Here is a 19,693-nt window from a genome sequence, read left to right on the forward strand (position 1 = left end):
CTGTATATGATTACCAATAGACAATTATTTCTACAACACGTAGCTACAACTTCTGATTTTCCAATCGCATTGGAAATAGAAAGAGCAGAAGGTATATATATGTACGACCCGAACGGGAAACCATATTTGGATCTCGTTTCGGGCGTTTCTGTTAGTAACCTGGGACATGGCCATCCAAGGGTAAAGCAAGCCATAAAAGACCAGGTAGATAAATACATGCACTTGATGGTGTATGGTGAATTTATAGAAACTCCGCAGGTTCAACTTGCCAAATTATTATCCGATAATCTTCCGGAAAGCTTAAATTCAGTTTACTTCGTGAACTCAGGAAGTGAAGCCAATGAAGGTGCACTTAAATTAGCCAAAAGATATACTGGCAGAACCGAAATTATTCACTTTACAAGAGCATATCATGGCAGCACACATGGAGCATTAAGTGTGCTTTGCGATGAGGAAATGAAAAATTCATTTCGTCCATTGCTGCCAGATGTAAGAATGATTGAGTTCGGAAACCAAGGTGATTTGAAACAAATTACCGAGAAAACGGCTTGCGTAATTCTGGAACCAATACAATCGGAAGGTGGAATGATTATTCCTTCGAAAGAATACATTCAGGCATTGAGAGCCCGTTGTACTGAGAAAGGAGCTTTGCTGATTTTTGATGAGGTACAAATGGGTTTTGGACGAACTGGAAAATTATTTGCATTCGAACATTTCGATGTTGTGCCTGATATTTTGTGTTTGGCAAAAGCAATGGGTGGTGGAATGCCAGTTGGTGCTTTTATTTCTGACAAGAAAATTTTGGATTCCTTCAAAACCAATCCAATGTTAGGACACATCACAACTTTTGGAGGTCATCCGGTTTGTTGTGCAGCTGCCAAAGCTTCATTAGAGGTTCTTTTGGAAGAAAATATTGTTGATGATGTTCAGCGCAAAGGAGAGTTGTTTGTGGAGCTTCTAAAAGATCATCCTTTGGTGAAAGGGTTCCGTCAACTGGGACTTTTTGTGGCAGTTATTGTAGAGTCGAAAGAAATCATGTTGGAGATAATGAAAGAAGCACATGAGCTGGGAGTTGTAATGGATGCTTTCCTTTTCTGTGATGATGCTTACCGGATTGCTCCTCCGTTGAATATTACCGATGAGGAAATTCGTCACGCTTCTAATCTTTTGATTCAGGCAATGGATAAAGTAAAAAAACAGGCATGAGATTTATTGGAGTTGTAATTATTCTTTTGTGCATGAACCTCGGTGCCAATGCACAATTATTGGAAGTTGAGAAGGAAATTGCAGGTGATTTTGAACAGCTGGTGCAAGCTGACAATGATTCGATAAAACTTGTAATCTGTAAGAAAATTGAAGATTCCTTTCTGCGCGTATTACCCCAAAAGGAAAGTTTTGATTATGCTTTTTCCAAACTTAACCGGATTGGAAAAATTACATCGCCAGATCTTAGATTTAGAATTTACAATTGGAATTGTGTGCTCTCCGATGGAAGTTATAAGTATTTTGGAATACTTCAATACAAGGAGAAATCTAAAATAAAGGTGAAGCTTCTTTCCGATAAAACGGAGGCAGATATGTTCTCAAGATATCTGCCGGAAAATTGGCCGGGAGCTTTGTATTATCAGATTATCCCATTCAAATCGAAAGGTGGAGCAAGCTATTTGCTATTGGGGTGGGATGGAAACAATGTTTCAACCAATAAGAAACTGATAGAAGTGTTGAGTTTTGAAAAATCGGGGATAAAGTTTGGAAAGCCCGTAATTGCCTGGAGGGGAAAACAACTGAATCGTGTGGTTTTCGAATACGCAAAGCAAGCACGAATGAGTATCAATTACCAGGAAAAAGAAAAGAGATTGGTGTTCGATCATCTGTCGCCTTCCAAGCCTCAATTCGCAAACCAATTTGAATATTACGGTCCGGATTTTACACACGATGCTTTACTGTTGAAAAAGGGAATTTGGATTCTACAGGAAGATGTGGATGTAAGAAACAAGTAATACCGTTAAGAAAATCTATTTATAAAAAAGGTATAATTAATGAGCGATACATTTAAATATCAGACGGAGCAATTTGCCGATGTTAAAATATTAAGATATCAGGTACCAGGCTTTGGAGATTTGAGTTTGCAGCAAAAAAAGCTGATTTACTTTTTGGCTGAAGCAGCAAGGTGTGGACGTGATATTCTATTCGATCAGAATAACAAGTACAATTTAAGAATTAGAAGAACTTTAGAAGCCATTGTAAAATCATTCTATGGAGATAGAGAGTCGGAAGATTTTAAGAACTTTTTGGTTTACACAAAAAGAGTGTGGTTCTCCAATGGAATTCACCATCATTATTCGATGGATAAGTTTCTGCCAGATTTCGATGAGGAATATTTTGGAGATTTATTAGCCAATACCAATCCTGATTTATTGCCATTAGGCGAAAAAGAAGAGATAATAGATTTAATGAATCAATTGGTGCCGGTAATTTTTGAGGAAAACACTGAGGCAAAAAGAGTTGTTTTAAATCCTGATTTGGATTTAATTGCCGATTCGGCGAACAATTACTACGAAGGAGTCACGCAAAAAGAGGTAGAAGAATTCTACTCTAATGCTGATAAGGGTGATGCTGAGAGACCTCTGTCCATTGGTTTAAATTCGAAGCTGACCAAAGAGAATGGCCAATTAATTGAAAAAATCTGGAAGATTGGAGGAATGTATTCTTCTGCAATTGAGAAAGTAGTTTTCTGGTTAGAGAAAGCGATAGAAGTTGCGGATAGTGATCTTCAGAAGGAATCATTAATAAAATTGGTTGATTTTTATAGAACAGGCGATTTAAAAACATTCGACGAATATTCTATTCTTTGGGTGAAGGATTTGGATGCTCATGTAGATGTGGTAAACGGATTTATTGAGGTTTACGGCGATGCACTAGCCTTTAAAGCAAGCTGGGAATCGGTTGTGAACTTTAAGGATGTTGAGGCTACCAAACGCACAGAAATTATCTCGGATAATGCACAATGGTTCGAGGATAATTCGCCGGTTGATGATAGATTTAAAAAGGATGAGGTAAAAGGTGTGAGTGCCAAAGTAATTACAGTAGCCATGTTAGGAGGCGATTGTCATCCGGCTACGCCTATTGGAATTAACTTGCCAAATGCCGAATGGATAAGAAAAGAGCACGGAAGTAAATCTGTAACCATCGATAACATTACACATGCCTATCATCAATCATCGCTGAAAAGTGGAATGTTGGAAGAGTTTGCTTATAGCGATGAGGAAGTTGCAAGAGCGAAAGAGCATGGCTATTTAGGTGGAAATCTGCATACCGATTTGCATGAATGTTTGGGGCATGGATCGGGACAATTGTTGTCAGGCGTGGGTATGGATGCTTTGAAAAACTACCATTCTACATTGGAAGAGGCAAGAGCTGATTTGTTTGCACTGTACTATATGATGGATCCGAAAATGGTTGAAATTGGATTGATGCCAAGTCTGGATGTTGCAAAAGCAGAGTACGATGGATACATCCGTAACGGATTATTGACTCAACTTACCCGTATAGAATTGGGTAAGGATATTGAGGAATCGCACATGCGAAACAGACAGTTGATTGCAAAATGGGTATTTGAAAGAGGTGACAATGCAATTGAGAAAGTGAAGAAGGAAGACAAAACTTTCTTTGTGGTGAAGGATTACGAAAAACTGAGGGGGCTATTTGGAGAATTGCTTGCCGAAGTACAAAGAATAAAATCAGTAGGAGATCTTGAAGCAGGAAAAGCTTTGGTTGAGAATTATGGTGTTAAGGTGGATGAGGATCTACATAAAGAGGTGAAAGAGCGATTCGAAAAATTGAATCTTGCGGCTTATGCTGGTTTCATCAATCCTGATTATCATCCAATTATTGAAAATGATGAGATTGTTGATGTGGAGATATCCTATCCTATGGACTTTATGGAACAAATGTTAGAGTACAGTGAAAAGTATTCTTTCTTGCCACATGTAAACTAATTTGAAGGAATCTTAAAGCTGTTTGATGCTCTCACTTCAAGTGAGGGTATCAATATTTTAAAACTAAAGGAAAATTTACCACAAAGGGTAAAAAAGGTTTTCACAAAGGAACACAAAGGGTTTTTGCTATTAGCAAAGGCCCTTTTTTGTTTTGGTAGTAGAGACGTAGCATGCTACGTCTGTACGGTAGTCAATATAAGTCCTGACAGGTTTATAAATATAATTTAACATGCGATGCGATGCGATAAACCTGCGATTCCAATCAATGGCGATTTTCATTTAGAAGTCATTTCAAGAAGTTCGAATTGCACGTAACTGACAGCTTCATCAATAATTAAATTTAATTCTGAACTTGAAAAGTTCATGTTTAAAGCTACGTCATCGGCAAAATACGCTTCAATTATTGGAGATAATCCTCTCAATTCGTTACTATATTCATTAATTTTGTGCTTAATAATTTCTCTTTTTATAGAATTAGGTAACTCGCGTAAATCCTGTGTTTCTTCATATAGTTTTTTTAATATGAAATCTTCCATATGCCTTTTAAGAGTGAAAGCTGCTTTTAATTTCATGGGTTTATGTTGATTAAGATTTATTTTGATTTCGAATCTTTACAGGTTTATTTTGGAGGTAAAATAGTAAATTGAATAGCTAAACAGTCATCACATCCATTTAGTTTGTGCCACTCATTCTTCGAAATTATTTTTACCACTACTGATTTTAATTCACCTACATGCTTTGCTTCGAAATTGATCTCAATATTTTTTTGATTTTTAACCTCCATGTCATCAAATTTCCAAATTAGATCATATTCATTTTCATGAAATGAAGGATCTACCTCAATTTGTAGACTTACAGTATCATTACAATAAATATCGAATCCTCTATTATTAATTATTAAACAATTGGTTGCCCAATCAATATTTTCACGAAGAAAGTGTTGTCCTAACGAATCAGAATAAGATAGAATTGTCGGTACATTAAATTTTTTCTCTTGATTCATGTTACTGTATTGTATTTTTATGGATTCAATGATATCATTACTGTAACAGATTACTTTTTCTAAATGACGAATCGAAATAGGATTGATATGATATAGGCGGTTTCTTATTTCGCTGAGATCTTCTAATGTATTCTTTAATTGAATTCTTCCTAATGGATAATTAGATTCAAAAAATGGGCGAAAATATTTTTGATATAAATCCTCTTTACAAATGATATAGATTAAATGTTCGAGAAGAGATGCATCTATTATTCTACTAAACCTTTCTGGATGTTTTTGAAACCTTGAGTTTATGCTATCTCGTATCTCCTTTTTTATTAAGAAATGACCTACAGGAGATTGATAGTTAATAAAATCATTACCAAAATCAGCTGATAATTGTTGATCGATAACCCTTCTTAACCAATATTCTAGATTTTCTAAATACTTTTTTGCGTATTCCTTTTTAGATTCTTCTGTTAGTTTATAAAGTGGCATTTTGAAAATGATTCAATTCTAAAATAAGTTTTCAATATTTCTCCCTCCAAATAATTCAATTAAATGATTAAAGGCTTTTAAAATTCTCTTTGCTAAATCATCATTTAATGATTCTTCATGGAAAGCTAGGCTTAATATTTCACGATTTTGAACTCCCATGCCATTATCATTTACATTATTCCCAATAAGGATAACTTTGATAGGTTTTTGATCTTGGTAACTAAAATTCAATAGCTGGATTTGATCCTTACTTGTTATATCAACATTTAATCTTTTTAAATCAAGTTTAGTGGTGTAAAAGATTGGTTCTTCATTTTTTAATTTGAAGTCCCATGATATTGTTAGGTTAGAATTTTCGACTTCGAATTTATATATACATTTTAATTGTTCGCTATTAGGTGAAATCTCCCTTATTTTTTTATTAATCCACAAAATAGTTTCTTCTTTTGTTGGAGAGTTTCCTTGAGAATACATTAAGTTACTAAATAGTATCAGGGTAAGGCAAACGATTATGTGTTTCATAAGAGTTGAGGTAAATTCATAAAATGTAAGTTTTTAATATAATAGAGAGTAAAGAGACAGGATTAATATACCTGTCTCTATTTTTGAAACATACTGTTTTACCAATTATTTTTAATCCAATCTTTAATTTTATCTTGACTTCTAATTGAAGTTGGAACATCTTCTCGTATCATTTTTTCAATTTTATTTGCACTTGATTTATTCTTAAGAGAATAAATATCTGCAAACTTGTTAATAAAATAAAGAACTTCATATCCTTCTTTTCGATTAAGAAGAGTGTTGTCTGGATTACCCGTAATTTTCGGATTGTCGTCTCTATAGACAGTCCAAGAATAGTCCGTGTAGACTAAATCTGATTTACTTATTAGCGCCATTTCTTTTTGATTTATGTGTTAATAATTAAAAAAACGAAACAAGGCCTTACAGCCTTGTCTCTACCCAATTAATTAAATACTTATGACTTATTCCGCCTCGCTGTTTCCTTCTTCTTCTGAAGCAGGTCGGTTTCTACGAGTCCTTATTTTTGTGTTGATGGTTTCGATGTAGTGAGTAATTTTTGCATAAACTTCGTCAAACTCATCAGTTTGAACTTTTGCCATCACCATTAGGTAAGGCAATAGTTCGTTGTTAAAAATATCGATCACCACTTTTTTCTGAATGCTCGAAGGAATGGTATCTTCCTTTAAGGCTTGTATGTCTTGGTTCTTTAGGTAAAGCGTATTTAACTCGGTAGCAACCGCTTTTAATTCTGCCAATGGAGCCGCAACCCCTACCAAGGAATCTACCACAGGTTTCATATCAGGCTTTTCGTATTCTTCTACTAGTGAAAAAGCACGAGCCAACTCTTTTTCGTAACCCAATTTGTAGAAAGTAGGATCGTAACTAGCCAGTTTGTCTAAAGCTTTCTCGGCATTTTTAGCTATGGTTTCGTCGGAAGAGTAGGTGTTGGCTTCAATAAATTTTTTCACACAAATTACCCTGTCATCAAAATTGCGATCTAAATCAGCCAATTCTGTGGTGTACTCATGCTTTCGTTCAATGCTTAATGCACCTGATAAGGTGTTGGTTTCAGTACTCAGTTTCGTTTTTAGGTCTGATAAATAAGCATTGGTGCTCAAATCGAGTTCTCCCAAAAGAGTGAGAGAGTTGGTTGCAATATGCTTTGCTTCGTCTGCATCGCATCTGCTTAGGATTTTTATTTCCATAATTCAATGTTTTGGTTTGTGATATAAGGTTTTGTATTATTGGGTAAATCTAAATTATGAAAGTAAATTGAATTGTAAAAATTAATCAGTATGAAAATACTGATTTTAATATTTTAGCAAACTTGGCACATTTGACAGCTTGATTTGATGGAAAATAATTGTACTTTAATTGGTTTTTTATGTTGAGAGATGAATGTTCTTGGCAAAACGAACTTTAGTTTGAGGGAGAGCATAATTCTTTTGTCAAAATACCCTCAACGATAAAAGTTTTCAAATTTCACCTGACAAAATGCTCTCGACGTTCAGAGTTGCAAAAATCCAACGGACAAAACGCTCTCGACAAACGAAAAACTCAGAATTTTACTGACAAAATGCTCTCGATGATCGGGGAGGGGAAAATTTCAATGGAAAAGAGCTCTCGACAGATAGTGAAAAGGAAAATCTGTTGGCAATTTGTTATTTGGGTAGAGACGTAGCATGCTACGTCTGTACGGTGTGGCATAAAAGAAAACCTGCCAGAATTTGTAATCCTGACAGGTTTATATTAATGATATTTTGGAAAAATTTTAAAAATTAAATTTCAATTTCACACCTGTATCTCTGTGATGCTTGCCATCAAAACTCCAAACGACTTCAACATCCATGAAAAGGAAGATTTGTGATAATCCGTAACCCACTTCCCAATAGTTTTTCTTGTTTTCGTGAGTTAGATAGTTGGCAAAAACTCTTTCCTGAATGGCCAATGAATTGTTCAAAATTGGCAAACGTTTCAGTAAGAATCGGTCAGACTCATATTGCAGGTGAGCCTCAAGATAATCTTCGGTGGTTGAGTGCTGATAGTAATCCAACAAACGGAAAGTGTTTAAACCACCACCCAACATTACAGTAGGCTTGCTGGTATTAAAGTGTTTAAAATCCGAAAAGTGCATGTTGTCACTAGTTAGAAAGGTTCCGGCTTTCACGTTATAGGATATTCTATCATTAAATCCGGTTTCAAACTCTTGTCTAATCGAGGCTTCGAGCAAGGAGTAATCGGCTTCCGAATCGAAAACATCTTTAATGGCTTGTTTGTATCTTAAGCCGAATGTTGGTTGATTGTGATACCAGGTCATTCGTTTCACACCTTTTTCGATAGAATATCTATGTCGTGGCGTGTATTCCAATTTTGCTTCAACACTAAATGCCTTGTTGTCTTGCACCAATAAAGGATCAACTCCTTCAGGGATGTTGATGGTATATTCATTATCATCAGGATCGGAAATGTACCATGAGTTGTTATTGTACAACTGCTTTCGATTTGCATATTCAACACTGGCAGATAATCTTAAACCATTTGCCAAATCGGCATTGTGCCAAATGTTGATATAGTTTTTATCATACAGTTTCATGTAATTGTCCTTAAAATACAATGAACTCATGGCATTCAGAAGTGGATCGATACCTGTTTTTCCATTAAAATCGACTGCTTTGCTTCCCAAGCCAAAACCAATGTACGATCGTTTTAATCCGTTGTAACGATAATATGTGCTTAAGGAATAATCGAGATGTTCCCTTGAAAATGCATAGGTGAATTCCGGACTTAAAGTGAAGTAATGACCCAAAGTGTCGGATTTTGTATATCGAAAAGGAGCATTAAAGGTAAATCCCTGAACAGTATTGTACGATACTTTATCAAAACTTAATAATCCTGGTGTGGTGAAATTTGAGTTCGATTCCTTGTATTTGTAGGTTTTACCAAAAAGCAGGTGATTGAATTTAAATTTGCGATTGGCCATACGCACTGAATCCTTGTACTCCGGAGTATTGCGAACAATTTCCATGGAGTCCTTTTTCTCGAAACTGATTTTCTCATCTTCCGATAGAGGAATAGGACGCATCTCTGCCCAATACAAAGAGTCTTTGTCTTTGGCATCCTTGGCCATTTTTACTTTTTCAATTTTGATTTCCAATGGCTCTCGCACCTTTTCCTTTTTGGGTTTTTCGGTGTCCTTTTCCATTAGGCGAGCCAATTTGCGCATTTCGGAATTGCTCATGTCATCCTTTTCCAGAAGCGTTTGAATTTCTTTCTTGCGCTTTTGTTCTTTTACCGATAACACTTTCGATTCCTGATTACCCAATTCTGCCACTTGTGCTTCTTCTTGTTTTTTAGAGATGTCGAGTTTCTTCAGGTAATCATGATCCAAATCGGGATTCAAAGTAATCTGGTAATCTTTAATAGAGGCTACATACATGCCTTCCAATCCGAAACCCATGCCTTTAAATTTGATGTTGAAATCGAAACTTACCGGCATCCAAACCTCTTCTTTTACCGGAGCATACAATTGGTGCATGTGTACATCGGTCATTGGTAAATTCAATTTTAAATCGGCAGAGTGAATGTTCCAGTAGTTTTCGGCAATATTGATGTAACCGCGAAACAAATCTTTCCCTTTTCTTTTGGGTGTTACCTTAATTTTGTTGATCATTCTCCCTTGATCTTCAAAAACCGATTCAAGCTCGAAACGGTACACTGCAAAAGCAGTTTTATCGAGCGGAGAGATGAATCCGTCATCTTTGGTATTGTACAAGTTGGCAGTAATAAACTGCATAGGATCGGCTTGCTCACCCAAACCAGATGAACGTATCGAGATAACCTCTTCCTTTACCTTATCAGGCAATTCGAAGTGAATTTTTGAAATGTTTTCGGTTACGAAAGTTTTTCCTGCGGTAATGCCTTCTTCTGCCAGTTTCTTTTTAAATAATCTGGGTACGCTGGTTACTTTCCCCGATCCTTTTAGGTAAACCATATTGTTGTATTGGCTAACCTGCTTGGTGTAATAATCGCCCATTGCAATGGCTTTGCGCATTACATAGTAAGCAGGATCTTCACCGCTGGCCAACACCTTAACCTCTTTTAGCTGGTAGGTTTGAGGAGCCAAGGCAACGTCCATGTTCAGGTCGTTTTCTGTCATGTTAACCACAACTTCTTTGGTCTGATATCCGAGGTATCTGTAATGTAAATTCCATGTTCCTTTTGCAAGATCCATATAATACTCCCCATCAATATTTGAAGTGGTTCCAGTTGCCAATTCCTTGATGTAGATGTTTGCAAATGGAATGGGTTTTCCTTCTAAATCTGTGATCTTACCGCTAATTTTCTGTGCATATCCCGATAAAGAAATCAGGAAGAAGAGAATGATAGTGTAAATTTTTGTCATGTTTGGCTTTGTTTAATAAGTGTGTGACGGCTTAGTATTTATTTTTGTTACATATTCAATTGTTGTATTGTGAACAATAGGATTTGTATTGAAAAGTGTGAATTTATGAAAAGTATGTTTTTTTATTAAACGATTTAATAAGTTTTATGTTTTTTTAACAGCTTGGTGAATTGATGATATTGAAATAAATAATAGATTTTGGAGCTCCGCACAAATACACTTTCAGGTTAATAATGCTACAAATATTGCGCAGCTAAGCTGCTTATTTTATCTTTTTTAATTGAATTTTTGTATGGTGCAGAGCACCGAAAATATTTGTAGCCATCAGAAAATATTATGGAAAGAGGTACAGCGTACCGAAATATATGTTTGACTATTTAATTCATAAAAGTCAATCATGAATTTTAGATGATCTTAGAAAAAATGAAGTTTTTGCACGTTTTTATTAGGCAAAGCTGACAGAATTCTGCACTTTTTTCACCTTTCCTGTCTTAATGTCATAATTATTGTAATGGCACAGGCTTTGACCAAAGGCAAGAGTAAAATTTAAAATTAATCTTTAAAAACAATATAACTATGTCAACAGGAAAAATTGGTGTTACCAGTAACGATCTGTTTCCGATTATTAAAAAATTCTTGTATTCAGATCATGATATCTTTTTGAGAGAGATTGTGTCAAATGCAGTGGATGCAACTCAAAAGTTGAAAACTTTAGCTTCAACTGGCGAATTCAAAGGAGAATTGGGTGACCTAACTGTTCGTGTGAACATTGATAAAGAAGCTAAAACCATTACCATTTCTGATAAAGGTATTGGTATGACTCAGGAGGAGATTGAAAAGTACATCAACCAGATTGCATTCTCGGGTGCTGAGGAATTCCTTGATAAATACAAAGATCAAGCGAATGCAATCATTGGTCACTTCGGTTTAGGCTTCTATTCTTCATTTATGGTATCAGATAAGGTTGATATCGTAACTCTTTCGCACAAAGAAGGTGCGAAAGCCGTAAAGTGGAGTTGTGAAGGGAATCCAGAGTATACTTTGGAAGAAGTTGAGAAGACAGAAAGAGGTACTGATATTGTAATGCACATTTCTGAAGAGGAGAAAGGTTTCTTGGAAGAAAGCCGCATTCAGGAATTGTTGAACAAGTATTGTAAATTCTTACCTATTGAGATTGCTTTTGGTAAAAAGAAAGAGTGGAAAGATGGTAAGGAAGAAGAAACAAACGAAGATAATGTAATCAACGATACAAATCCTGCATGGACCAAGAAGCCTGCTGATTTGAAAGAAGAAGATTACAGCAGTTTCTATCGTCAGTTATACCCAATGGGCGAGGATCCATTGTTCCACATTCACCTAAATGTTGATTATCCTTTCAACCTAACAGGTATTCTATATTTCCCAAAAATTAAGAATAGCGTAGAGATTCAAAAGAACAAAATTCAGTTGTACTGTAACCAGGTTTTTGTTACTGATTCAGTGGAAGGAATTGTTCCTGAATTCTTGACCTTACTACACGGTGTAATCGATTCGCCAGATATTCCATTGAACGTATCTCGTTCATACTTACAGTCTGATGGAAATGTGAAGAAAATTTCGAATCACATTACCAAAAAAGTGGCTGATAGCTTAATGGATATTTTCAAGAAAGATCGTACTGAGTTTGAAAACAAATGGGATGATCTTCGTTTATTCGTTCAGTACGGTATGTTGACTGAAGAGAAATTTTTCGATAGAGCGAAGAAATTCTTCTTGATCAAGAATACCGAAGGAAAGTATTTCACTTTGGAAGAGTACGAAGCAATCATCAAGGAAAATCAAACTGATAAAGACAACAATATCATTAACCTTTATGCTACCGATATGGATGCTCAGTTCTCATATGTTGAGGCTGCTAAAGCTAAAGGATATGATGTGTTGTTGATGGATAGCCAGTTGGATAATCACATCATCAACCATTTGGAGCAAAAAGAAACCAACAAGAAATATGTTCGTGTAGACTCTGATGTAGTTGACAAGTTGATCCAAAAAGATGAAGTAAAAGAATCGAAATTATCAGAAGAAGAAAAAACTGATTTGATTCCTGTATTCAACTCGCAATTGCCAACCGAAGGTGTGAACTATATGGTAACTTTTGAATCGTTAGGAGAGGAAGCACAACCTTTAATGATTACTCAGGCAGAGTTTATGCGTCGTATGAAAGATATGGCTGCCATGAATGCTGGAATGGGATTCTATGGTGAAATGCCTGACTCTTACAATTTGGTTGTAAATACCGATCACGATTTGGTAGGAACCATTTTGAAAGATAAAGATGCGAAGCTAAGCGATAAGCTTACGGAAGTTTCAGCGAAATTGACTCCACTTTTCGAAGAGAGAGATGCTTTGGAAGCTTTAAAGAAAGACAAGAAAGAAGAAGAAGTTCCTCAGGAGGAAAAAGATAAAATGGCTGATGTTCAGAAGCAAATTACTGAAGTGAATGCTGAGAAAGAAGGCTTGTTGAAAGAGTTTGGTAAAGACAACCAATTGGTAAAACAATTGATTGATCTTGCATTGTTGGCCAACAACATGCTAAAAGGTGAGGAGCTTGCTAAATTCGTGAAGCGTAGCGTTCAAATGATCAAGTAATTTTATCATTCGATAAATATATTGAAAGCCGGACTTTTAGTTCGGCTTTTTTGTGCTTTCTAGACGCAGATTGTCATGATTATTTATGATTTGGCTTGTAGCCTGCGAACATTATATGTTGTAATTGAGTTAAATCATAAATGTTGAAATGCTGTCTAGATTAACGCTGATTTTACCATGATGTTTAAGCGATCAGTGTTAATCTGTAAAGTCTAATTCAAATTAATAAACTGCTATTTACAAGTAAGAGGATTGCACAGCTCGTTCCCTATCATAAAAATCAGCGTCAGTCAATGAATACAAAAGAAAAAGCCCCAAACGGAGCTTCTGTTATTTCTTTTTCAACTTATTTCTTTTTTTCTGATTTCTCTTTTGAGCTTCCAATTGTTTTTGTCGGCCTTTCGAACCTGAAGGCGTTTTCATGTTCTTGGCTTTTTTCTGATGGAAGGCTCCGGTATCACGTCTTATCGTATTTTTTACCTTGATATTTCTAGTTTGCTTTTTCTCATCTTCCAAAAGTTGCGAAGTGATCTCAACATCCAAAGGAACAGATTCTAGAGAAACAGGCTTGCGGATCAAATCCTCGATTTTTTCCATCAATTCCTCTTCGCCTTCGTTTACAAAGCTTATTGCCGTACCTTCTTTCTCCGCACGACCTGTTCTACCCACACGGTGAACATACTCTACATAGTTGGTAGGAATATCAAAGTTGATTACATGACTTACATCTTCAATATCGATACCACGAGCTGCAACATCCGAAGAAACCATCACTCTTGCTCTACCTTCTTTAAAAGCATTCAAGGCATTGATACGAGTATTTTGAGCTTTATTGGAGTGAATCACACTTAGTTCTTCTCCTAAAATATCTTCTAACCTGTCAACAATCCTGTCAGCATTTTTCTTGGTTTCGGTAAAAACCATCACTTTGTTGAATTCCTCTTTGTCTTCTAAAAGGTATTTTAACAAGTTTACCTTACTCAAAATATTAGGAACACGATATTGAATTTGATGAATATTCTTTACGGTTGTTGCCTGCGGAGCAACTTCGATTCTTTCTGGTAAGAACAAGAAATCATCAGACATTTTTGCCACTGTATCCGAGAAAGTTGCTGAGAACAATAGGTTTTGATGTTTTTCTGGCAAGATATCAAAGATGGCATTCAATTGAGGCATAAATCCAAGATCCATCATCTTATCCGCTTCATCAATCACCAAAGTTCTAACTTGAGACATTTTCAAAACTCTTGTCATGTAGATGTCCATCAAACGACCAGGAGTTGCAACCAAAATATCTACACCTTCATAAACCTTTTCTTTCTGAGTATTGATATTTACACCACCGTAAACGCCCAATGTACGAATATCCATGTATGGAGTTAACAGCTCAATGGTTTCGCAAACCTGCAAAACCAACTCTCTGGTAGGAACAACGATCAATGCACGAGGATCCATTCCTTTTGCAAAATTCAGTTTCATTAATATTGGCATTAAGTAAGCCAAAGTTTTACCTGTACCGGTTTGCGCAATACCAATGATATCTTTTCCTGAACGAACAGGAGAAAATACCTGGTGTTGAATTTCAGTAGGTTTTTCAAATCCGGCTTCATCCAAAGCCATTCTAATTTGCTTACTTAGTTTGATATCGTCAAATGAAATCATTGCTCAATTTTTTTAGAAAAAGTTCCGCAAAAATAGGGAAATTTTAGTGAATGCGTAAATTTGTTAATGTGGAAATGTTTTCCATGGACTATTAATTGTAAATCAATGGTTTACTTCCAAATCGTACTTACTTCATTTTTTAAAGTGGCTATGGCTTTATCAATTTCCGGATTCTGAATCTGCATATGTGATTCAATTACGGCTTTGCTCAAGCCAAGAGAAGAGTCGGTTACTATCAATTGTGATGCCTCTGAATTGATAAGCTGAATGATATTTTCCTTTGCGCCTTTTATTTGTTTCCACAATTCACCAGTAACATACATTTGTTGTGATAAATTGTGTTCGAATTCTGTTCTAATGGCAGCAACCAACTTTTGCTGCAATTGCTGATTGTTCATTCCAACAGCATTTTCTCTTACAATTAACGATTCAGGATGAATTCTCTCTAAAAAGATAATTAATCTTTCATAAGCTTGTAATCGAATGGGAGTGATTTCCTTTTGATTGTTTAGGAATATTTCTTGTTTTCTTTTTTGTTCATCTCTTTTAAAAAATGCTTTTATTACAAAGTATGCTGTTGCAAAAACTACCAATGATGGCAATATATATTTACTTATCTCAAGAATACCTGTCATTTTTTTAGGTTTTAGTTTAAATTTTCGTTTTTAGTACATCCCCTGTATGTTTAAAAACAGTATCTTTACGTGCAGTAAGCAAAATTTTGTAAAACCACTATATTTTGTTTACAGGGGGACATTATTTTAACAAAAGTATTAACCAAATTTTTAAATCCCTAAATTAAATTTAGAATGTTGAAAGTTTCGGACCGTATTGCAGCGATGGAATTGTCTCCAACGCTGGCAATGTCACAGAAAAGTAGAGAAATGAAAGCTCAGGGAATCGATGTGATTAACCTGAGTGTTGGTGAACCTGATTTTGACACCCCTGATCATATCAAGAAAGCAGCGCAGAAGGCAATTGATGATAATTATTCGCATTATTCGCCAGTTCCTGGGTTTCTTGAGTTGCGTCAGGCTGTTGTAAATAAGCTAAAACGTGAGAATGGATTAGATTACACAGTAGATCAGATTGTAGTATCAAACGGAGCGAAACAGTCAATTGTCAATGCCATGATGAGCATTGTGAACAATGGAGATGAGGTAATCATTCCTTCGCCATTTTGGGTTAGCTATAGCGAAATTGTAAAACTTGCCGAAGGCAGATGTGTTTTTATTCCGACAAGTATTGATCAGGACTTTAAAATTACACCAGAACAGTTAGAAAAGGCAATCACACCCAAAACAAAGGCTTTTTTGTTCAGTTCTCCAAGTAATCCAACCGGTAGTCTTTATTCAAAAGAAGAATTAAGAGCTTTAGCTGATGTTTTCGTAAAACATCCAGATATTGTCGTATTATCTGATGAAATTTATGAACATATTAATTACGTTGGTGCACATGAAAGTATGGCCCAATTTGCTGATATGAAAGACCGTGTTGTTGTGATCAATGGTGTTTCGAAAGGATATGCAATGACTGGATGGAGAATTGGTTATATTGCAGCTCCAATATGGATTGCAAAAGCATGTGGTAAGTTGCAAGGGCAGATGACGTCAGGTGCATCTTCTATTGCACAAATGGCTTCGGTATCAGCATTGGATGGTGATCAATCAAGTGTAGTATCAATGAGAACGGCTTTTAAGAAGAGAAGAGATTTGGCATTGACACAATTAAAAGAAGTGCCTGGTTTTGAAATTCGCGAGCCGAAAGGTGCTTTTTACCTATTCCCTCAGGTGAACCAGTTGTTTGGAAAATCGAATGACAATATTACCATAAATAACGCCACCGATTTGAGTTTGTATTTGTTGGAATCAGCGAATGTTGCAACCGTAACGGGAGAGGCTTTTGGTGCTCCTGAATGTTTGCGATTATCTTACGCTACCAGCGAAGAGCAAATGGCAGAGGCGATTCGAAGAATTAAATCTGCTATTGAGAAATTGAAATAATATCTTAAGCATATAAAATGGAGCCAGTACAAAATGTACTGGCTTTTTTGTATATAATCAATTGTTAAAAAATCATAAAAAATAAAGATGATAGGTAGTGAGATGCATGATCAAATGGGTTTAGTAATAAACTATAATCATGAAAAACAAAAGCTTATCAACCTTAATGATTGTCTTATTGACAAGTAATTTTTTAATGGCACAACATGTTTATCATTCCCATGATAGACCTAAAACAAGTGACAATTTGGAATTTTCGGATAAAAAAGAGAAACATCGAACAAGTGATTTAGAAGTAGGTTTTCACTATGGACCAGCTTGGACATCTGGAGAAACAAAAAATTTTGCAAGTAAAGGAAGTTCGTTTAGTATGAATTTAGGTGCTAACAATGGATTGTTCTATTTTGGAACAGAGCTCAGTGTTACTCATTGGAAGGATCATAACAGTACGCAGGAATCCAAGGATTTGAACTTTAATGAAACTAATTTTTTATGGCTGATTCATACCAGAATTTTTCTGGGTGAGGGAAAAGTTCAACCATATCTGGGTATGGGTACAGATTTACTTAGTTTTGGAGAATATTTAATTACCAATGAAGAGGATGATGATGACTATTATTCCCGTTATGAGGATGAACCCAAAAATTACAATGCTTGGGTAGTTCCTAATTTTGGTGTTCGTTGGAAAATGGGTGAGGAGATTACTGGGAATGTAGGATTTAGTGCGGATTTATCTCAAAATTATAGCTATGTTAGATTACAGTTGGGCCTGGTGTTTTAATTAAACTCAGAAAGGTATTTATAAAGAAACTCCCCCAAAGGTTGGAGGAGTTTTGTATATCAGGTATTGATTTACTTACGAGTATAATTCTTTCAAGCGTTTTGCCATACCATCTGCTAAAGCTTCACATTGGTCGAAATCTTCTTCTCCAGGAGCACATAATGCTTCAGGAGTAATTTCGATGGTTTCCCATTTAATGTTTTCAGCAAATTTATTCAAACGCTTAAGGCCACCGCCTCCCCACGATTTAGAACCGAATACACCAAGAACGTGATCTTTAACACCCATGTGCTCTAATTCGTTGATCAAAGTTTCCATTGTTGGGAAAACATCACCATTATATGCGCAACTACCCAAAATTACTCCACGATATCTGAAGATATCATTGATAATGTATGATGGGTGAGTTTTAGATGAATCGTGAATACGGATTTTCTTGATTCCTTTTCTTACCAAATGACGCGCAATATTATCAGCCATTTTCTCTGTGTTACCATACATAGATGAATAAACGATAACACATCCTTCATCAGTTTTGTATTGGCTCCACTTGTCGTATTTGCCAACAATATCAGCAATGTGAGTTCTCCAGATTGGACCGTGAGTAGCACAGATCATTTTGATTTCCAAGCCACCTAATTTTTTCAATGCATTTTGAGTTGGACGACCGTATTTACCTACAATATTTGAATAGTAACGGCTAATTTCCTCTTCCAGGTAATCCAAATCAAGTTCATCGTCGAAAATACCACCATCAAGAGTACCGAAAGCACCAAAAGCATCACCCGAGAAAAGGATTCCATTGTTCGATTCGAATGTTACCATAGTCTCTGGCCAATGTAACATTGGAACCATGTAGAAGTTTAATTTGTGCTCACCTAAATCGATACTATCACCTTCTCTAACTTCCATTAAATTGTCTTTAACTCCGTAATAACGCTCCAACATAGGGAAGGTTTTCTTGTTTCCAACAATTTTCATTTCTGGATATCGTTCCACCAAAGAACGAATAGAACCAGAGTGATCAGGTTCCATGTGATTCACAATTAGGTAATCAGCTTTACGACCATCAAGTACTTCCTCAATATTGTCAAGGTATTCATCCATAGTACCTTTTTCAACGGTGTCAACAATGGCTACCTTCTCATCTACAATTACATATGAGTTATAAGCAACACCCTTTGGCAATGGCCAGTAGTTCTCAAAAATGTGGGTTCTACGGTCATTAGTTCCTACCCAATAAATCTTCTCAGTAATGTTGTTCTTATTGTGCATTTCTTATTGTTTTGAAATATTTTGCATTTTCAGACTTTAAAATCTTTTTGATAATCGTATTTTTTCGAGAATCAAAAAGGTTGAAAGACGAAGCAATTCTCTTAGTTAAAAACAAATAAAGAGAAGCCTTGTTTTCAGGGCACAAAATTAAGAATTAATTTTTTTCTTAAATCAGAAAAGAACATGTTCTTGAAAAAAAATGATCTATTGCTGAAGAAGTCGGATTAGTTGTTGTCTATTTAAGATTTTAATTTCTCTTCGATGAGTCTCAATTAATCCTTCTTGTTCCATTTCTTTTAAACTCCTGGCAAAGGACGGGCGGGTTACCCCAAAAAACTGTGCCATTTCTGATTGAGATTTCGGCAAGGTAACCTGTACCTTGTTCGGGGCAGCCAATTTTAAAATGTAATTGGCCAATTTACCTTTAATGGTTTTAAAATTTAAAAACATCAGTTTGTTGGCCAGAAACTGACTTCGATTTGAAATTAAATTCAGATAGTTGATAAGGAATACTTTATTCTTTTGAAACAAATCAAGAACCGACTCTTTTGCCAAAGTGAAGATTTCCACATCTTCATTTGCTGTTACATTTACTGGAAACTGATTTCTTTGGCCGAATAAAAAGGCGGAAGCAATGGGATAGGGCGCCATAATATCCTCAATTTTTATGCTCTTTCCTGATGGATCGAGCATTTCTCCTTTCACACTGCCTTTCATTACAATCATTAAATGTTCACAACGATCTTCACGAAAGGCAACCATGTCACCTTTTGAATATTTCCTAATTTTATACTGAGCACCCAGTAACAGAGATTCCATTTCTTCTGGTGTAATTCTTCTAAAAACTGGTGATTGAGAGAGTTGTTGAAATAGCATTTTGTTGTTCCAATTATTATTTTCTCAATGATACGGGTTTCCAAGCAATCTTCAAAAAATAAAAGA

16 protein-coding genes are annotated in these 19,693 nt (G+C 35.7%); 6 read left to right on the forward strand and 10 right to left on the reverse strand.

What is annotated here, in order from left to right:
- Positions 1 to 6 precede the first annotated feature (6 nt).
- From M0051_RS09165 to M0051_RS09175, 3 genes are read left to right on the forward strand one after another with little or no spacing between them, the layout of a single operon-like run.
- Complete coding sequence (locus tag M0051_RS09165) at positions 7 to 1,206, forward strand: aspartate aminotransferase family protein (protein WP_306741232.1); 1,200 nt, start codon at positions 7 to 9, stop codon at positions 1,204 to 1,206.
- The gene (locus M0051_RS09170) at positions 1,203 to 2,000 is read left to right on the forward strand and encodes a hypothetical protein (RefSeq protein ID WP_306741233.1); all 798 of its coding nucleotides are present in this window, start codon (positions 1,203 to 1,205) and stop codon (positions 1,998 to 2,000) included. Before M0051_RS09165 ends, M0051_RS09170 begins: the two co-directional genes overlap by 4 nt.
- A gap of 39 nt (positions 2,001 to 2,039) precedes the next feature.
- Positions 2,040 to 3,998 (forward strand): dihydrofolate reductase, encoded by a 1,959-nt coding sequence (locus M0051_RS09175; protein WP_306741234.1) that lies wholly within the window; start codon positions 2,040 to 2,042, stop codon positions 3,996 to 3,998.
- A 275-nt stretch (positions 3,999 to 4,273) separates the two neighbouring features.
- Here M0051_RS09175 and M0051_RS09180 read toward each other — a convergent pair whose 3' ends face one another.
- The 6 genes from M0051_RS09180 to M0051_RS09205 all read right to left on the reverse strand — a co-directional run bounded on the left by M0051_RS09180 (position 4,274) and on the right by M0051_RS09205 (position 10,402).
- Positions 4,274 to 4,570 (reverse strand): hypothetical protein, encoded by a 297-nt coding sequence (locus M0051_RS09180; RefSeq protein ID WP_306741235.1) that lies wholly within the window; start codon positions 4,568 to 4,570, stop codon positions 4,274 to 4,276.
- Between the two features lie 47 nt (positions 4,571 to 4,617).
- Positions 4,618 to 5,478: a hypothetical protein gene (locus M0051_RS09185; protein WP_306741236.1), complete on the reverse strand. Its 861-nt coding sequence runs from the start codon at positions 5,476 to 5,478 to the stop codon at positions 4,618 to 4,620.
- Between the two features lie 18 nt (positions 5,479 to 5,496).
- A complete protein-coding gene (locus M0051_RS09190) occupies positions 5,497 to 6,000 on the reverse strand; it encodes a hypothetical protein (RefSeq protein WP_306741237.1) in 504 nt (167 codons plus the stop codon).
- A 98-nt stretch (positions 6,001 to 6,098) separates the two neighbouring features.
- Positions 6,099 to 6,374, reverse strand: a complete 276-nt coding sequence (locus tag M0051_RS09195) for a hypothetical protein (RefSeq protein WP_306741238.1) — start codon at positions 6,372 to 6,374, stop codon at positions 6,099 to 6,101.
- An 87-nt stretch (positions 6,375 to 6,461) separates the two neighbouring features.
- Positions 6,462 to 7,205 carry a DUF6261 family protein gene (locus M0051_RS09200; protein ID WP_306741239.1) on the reverse strand — a complete coding sequence of 248 codons (744 nt, stop codon included), beginning with the start codon at positions 7,203 to 7,205 and terminating at the stop codon, positions 6,462 to 6,464.
- Between the two features lie 566 nt (positions 7,206 to 7,771).
- The gene (locus tag M0051_RS09205; protein ID WP_306741240.1) at positions 7,772 to 10,402 is read right to left on the reverse strand and encodes a DUF5686 and carboxypeptidase regulatory-like domain-containing protein; all 2,631 of its coding nucleotides are present in this window, start codon (positions 10,400 to 10,402) and stop codon (positions 7,772 to 7,774) included.
- Positions 10,403 to 10,978: 576 nt separating this feature from the next.
- Between M0051_RS09205 and htpG the strand changes: the two genes are divergently transcribed.
- The gene (gene htpG, locus M0051_RS09210; protein WP_306741241.1) at positions 10,979 to 13,030 is read left to right on the forward strand and encodes a molecular chaperone HtpG; all 2,052 of its coding nucleotides are present in this window, start codon (positions 10,979 to 10,981) and stop codon (positions 13,028 to 13,030) included.
- A gap of 330 nt (positions 13,031 to 13,360) precedes the next feature.
- Here htpG and M0051_RS09215 read toward each other — a convergent pair whose 3' ends face one another.
- Together M0051_RS09215 and M0051_RS09220 are read right to left on the reverse strand one after the other, a co-directional pair.
- Positions 13,361 to 14,692: a DEAD/DEAH box helicase gene (locus tag M0051_RS09215; protein ID WP_306741242.1), complete on the reverse strand. Its 1,332-nt coding sequence runs from the start codon at positions 14,690 to 14,692 to the stop codon at positions 13,361 to 13,363.
- A 110-nt stretch (positions 14,693 to 14,802) separates the two neighbouring features.
- Entirely contained in the window at positions 14,803 to 15,327 is a 525-nt protein-coding gene (locus M0051_RS09220) for a hypothetical protein (protein ID WP_306741243.1), read from the reverse strand.
- A 174-nt stretch (positions 15,328 to 15,501) separates the two neighbouring features.
- Between M0051_RS09220 and M0051_RS09225 the strand changes: the two genes are divergently transcribed.
- Together M0051_RS09225 and M0051_RS09230 are read left to right on the forward strand one after the other, a co-directional pair.
- Complete coding sequence (locus M0051_RS09225) at positions 15,502 to 16,695, forward strand: pyridoxal phosphate-dependent aminotransferase (protein WP_306741244.1); 1,194 nt, start codon at positions 15,502 to 15,504, stop codon at positions 16,693 to 16,695.
- Positions 16,696 to 16,834: 139 nt separating this feature from the next.
- A complete protein-coding gene (locus M0051_RS09230) occupies positions 16,835 to 17,476 on the forward strand; it encodes a hypothetical protein (RefSeq protein WP_306741245.1) in 642 nt (213 codons plus the stop codon).
- Between the two features lie 75 nt (positions 17,477 to 17,551).
- Here the strand turns inward: M0051_RS09230 and M0051_RS09235 are convergent, their stop codons facing one another.
- Entirely contained in the window at positions 17,552 to 18,751 is a 1,200-nt protein-coding gene (locus M0051_RS09235; RefSeq protein WP_306741246.1) for an FprA family A-type flavoprotein, read from the reverse strand.
- Between the two features lie 204 nt (positions 18,752 to 18,955).
- The gene (locus M0051_RS09240; RefSeq protein ID WP_306741247.1) at positions 18,956 to 19,627 is read right to left on the reverse strand and encodes a Crp/Fnr family transcriptional regulator; all 672 of its coding nucleotides are present in this window, start codon (positions 19,625 to 19,627) and stop codon (positions 18,956 to 18,958) included.
- Positions 19,628 to 19,693: the final 66 nt, after the last annotated feature.

This window comes from Marinifilum sp. D714 (genome assembly GCF_030851345.1).
GTDB lineage: Bacteria > Bacteroidota > Bacteroidia > Bacteroidales > Marinifilaceae > Marinifilum.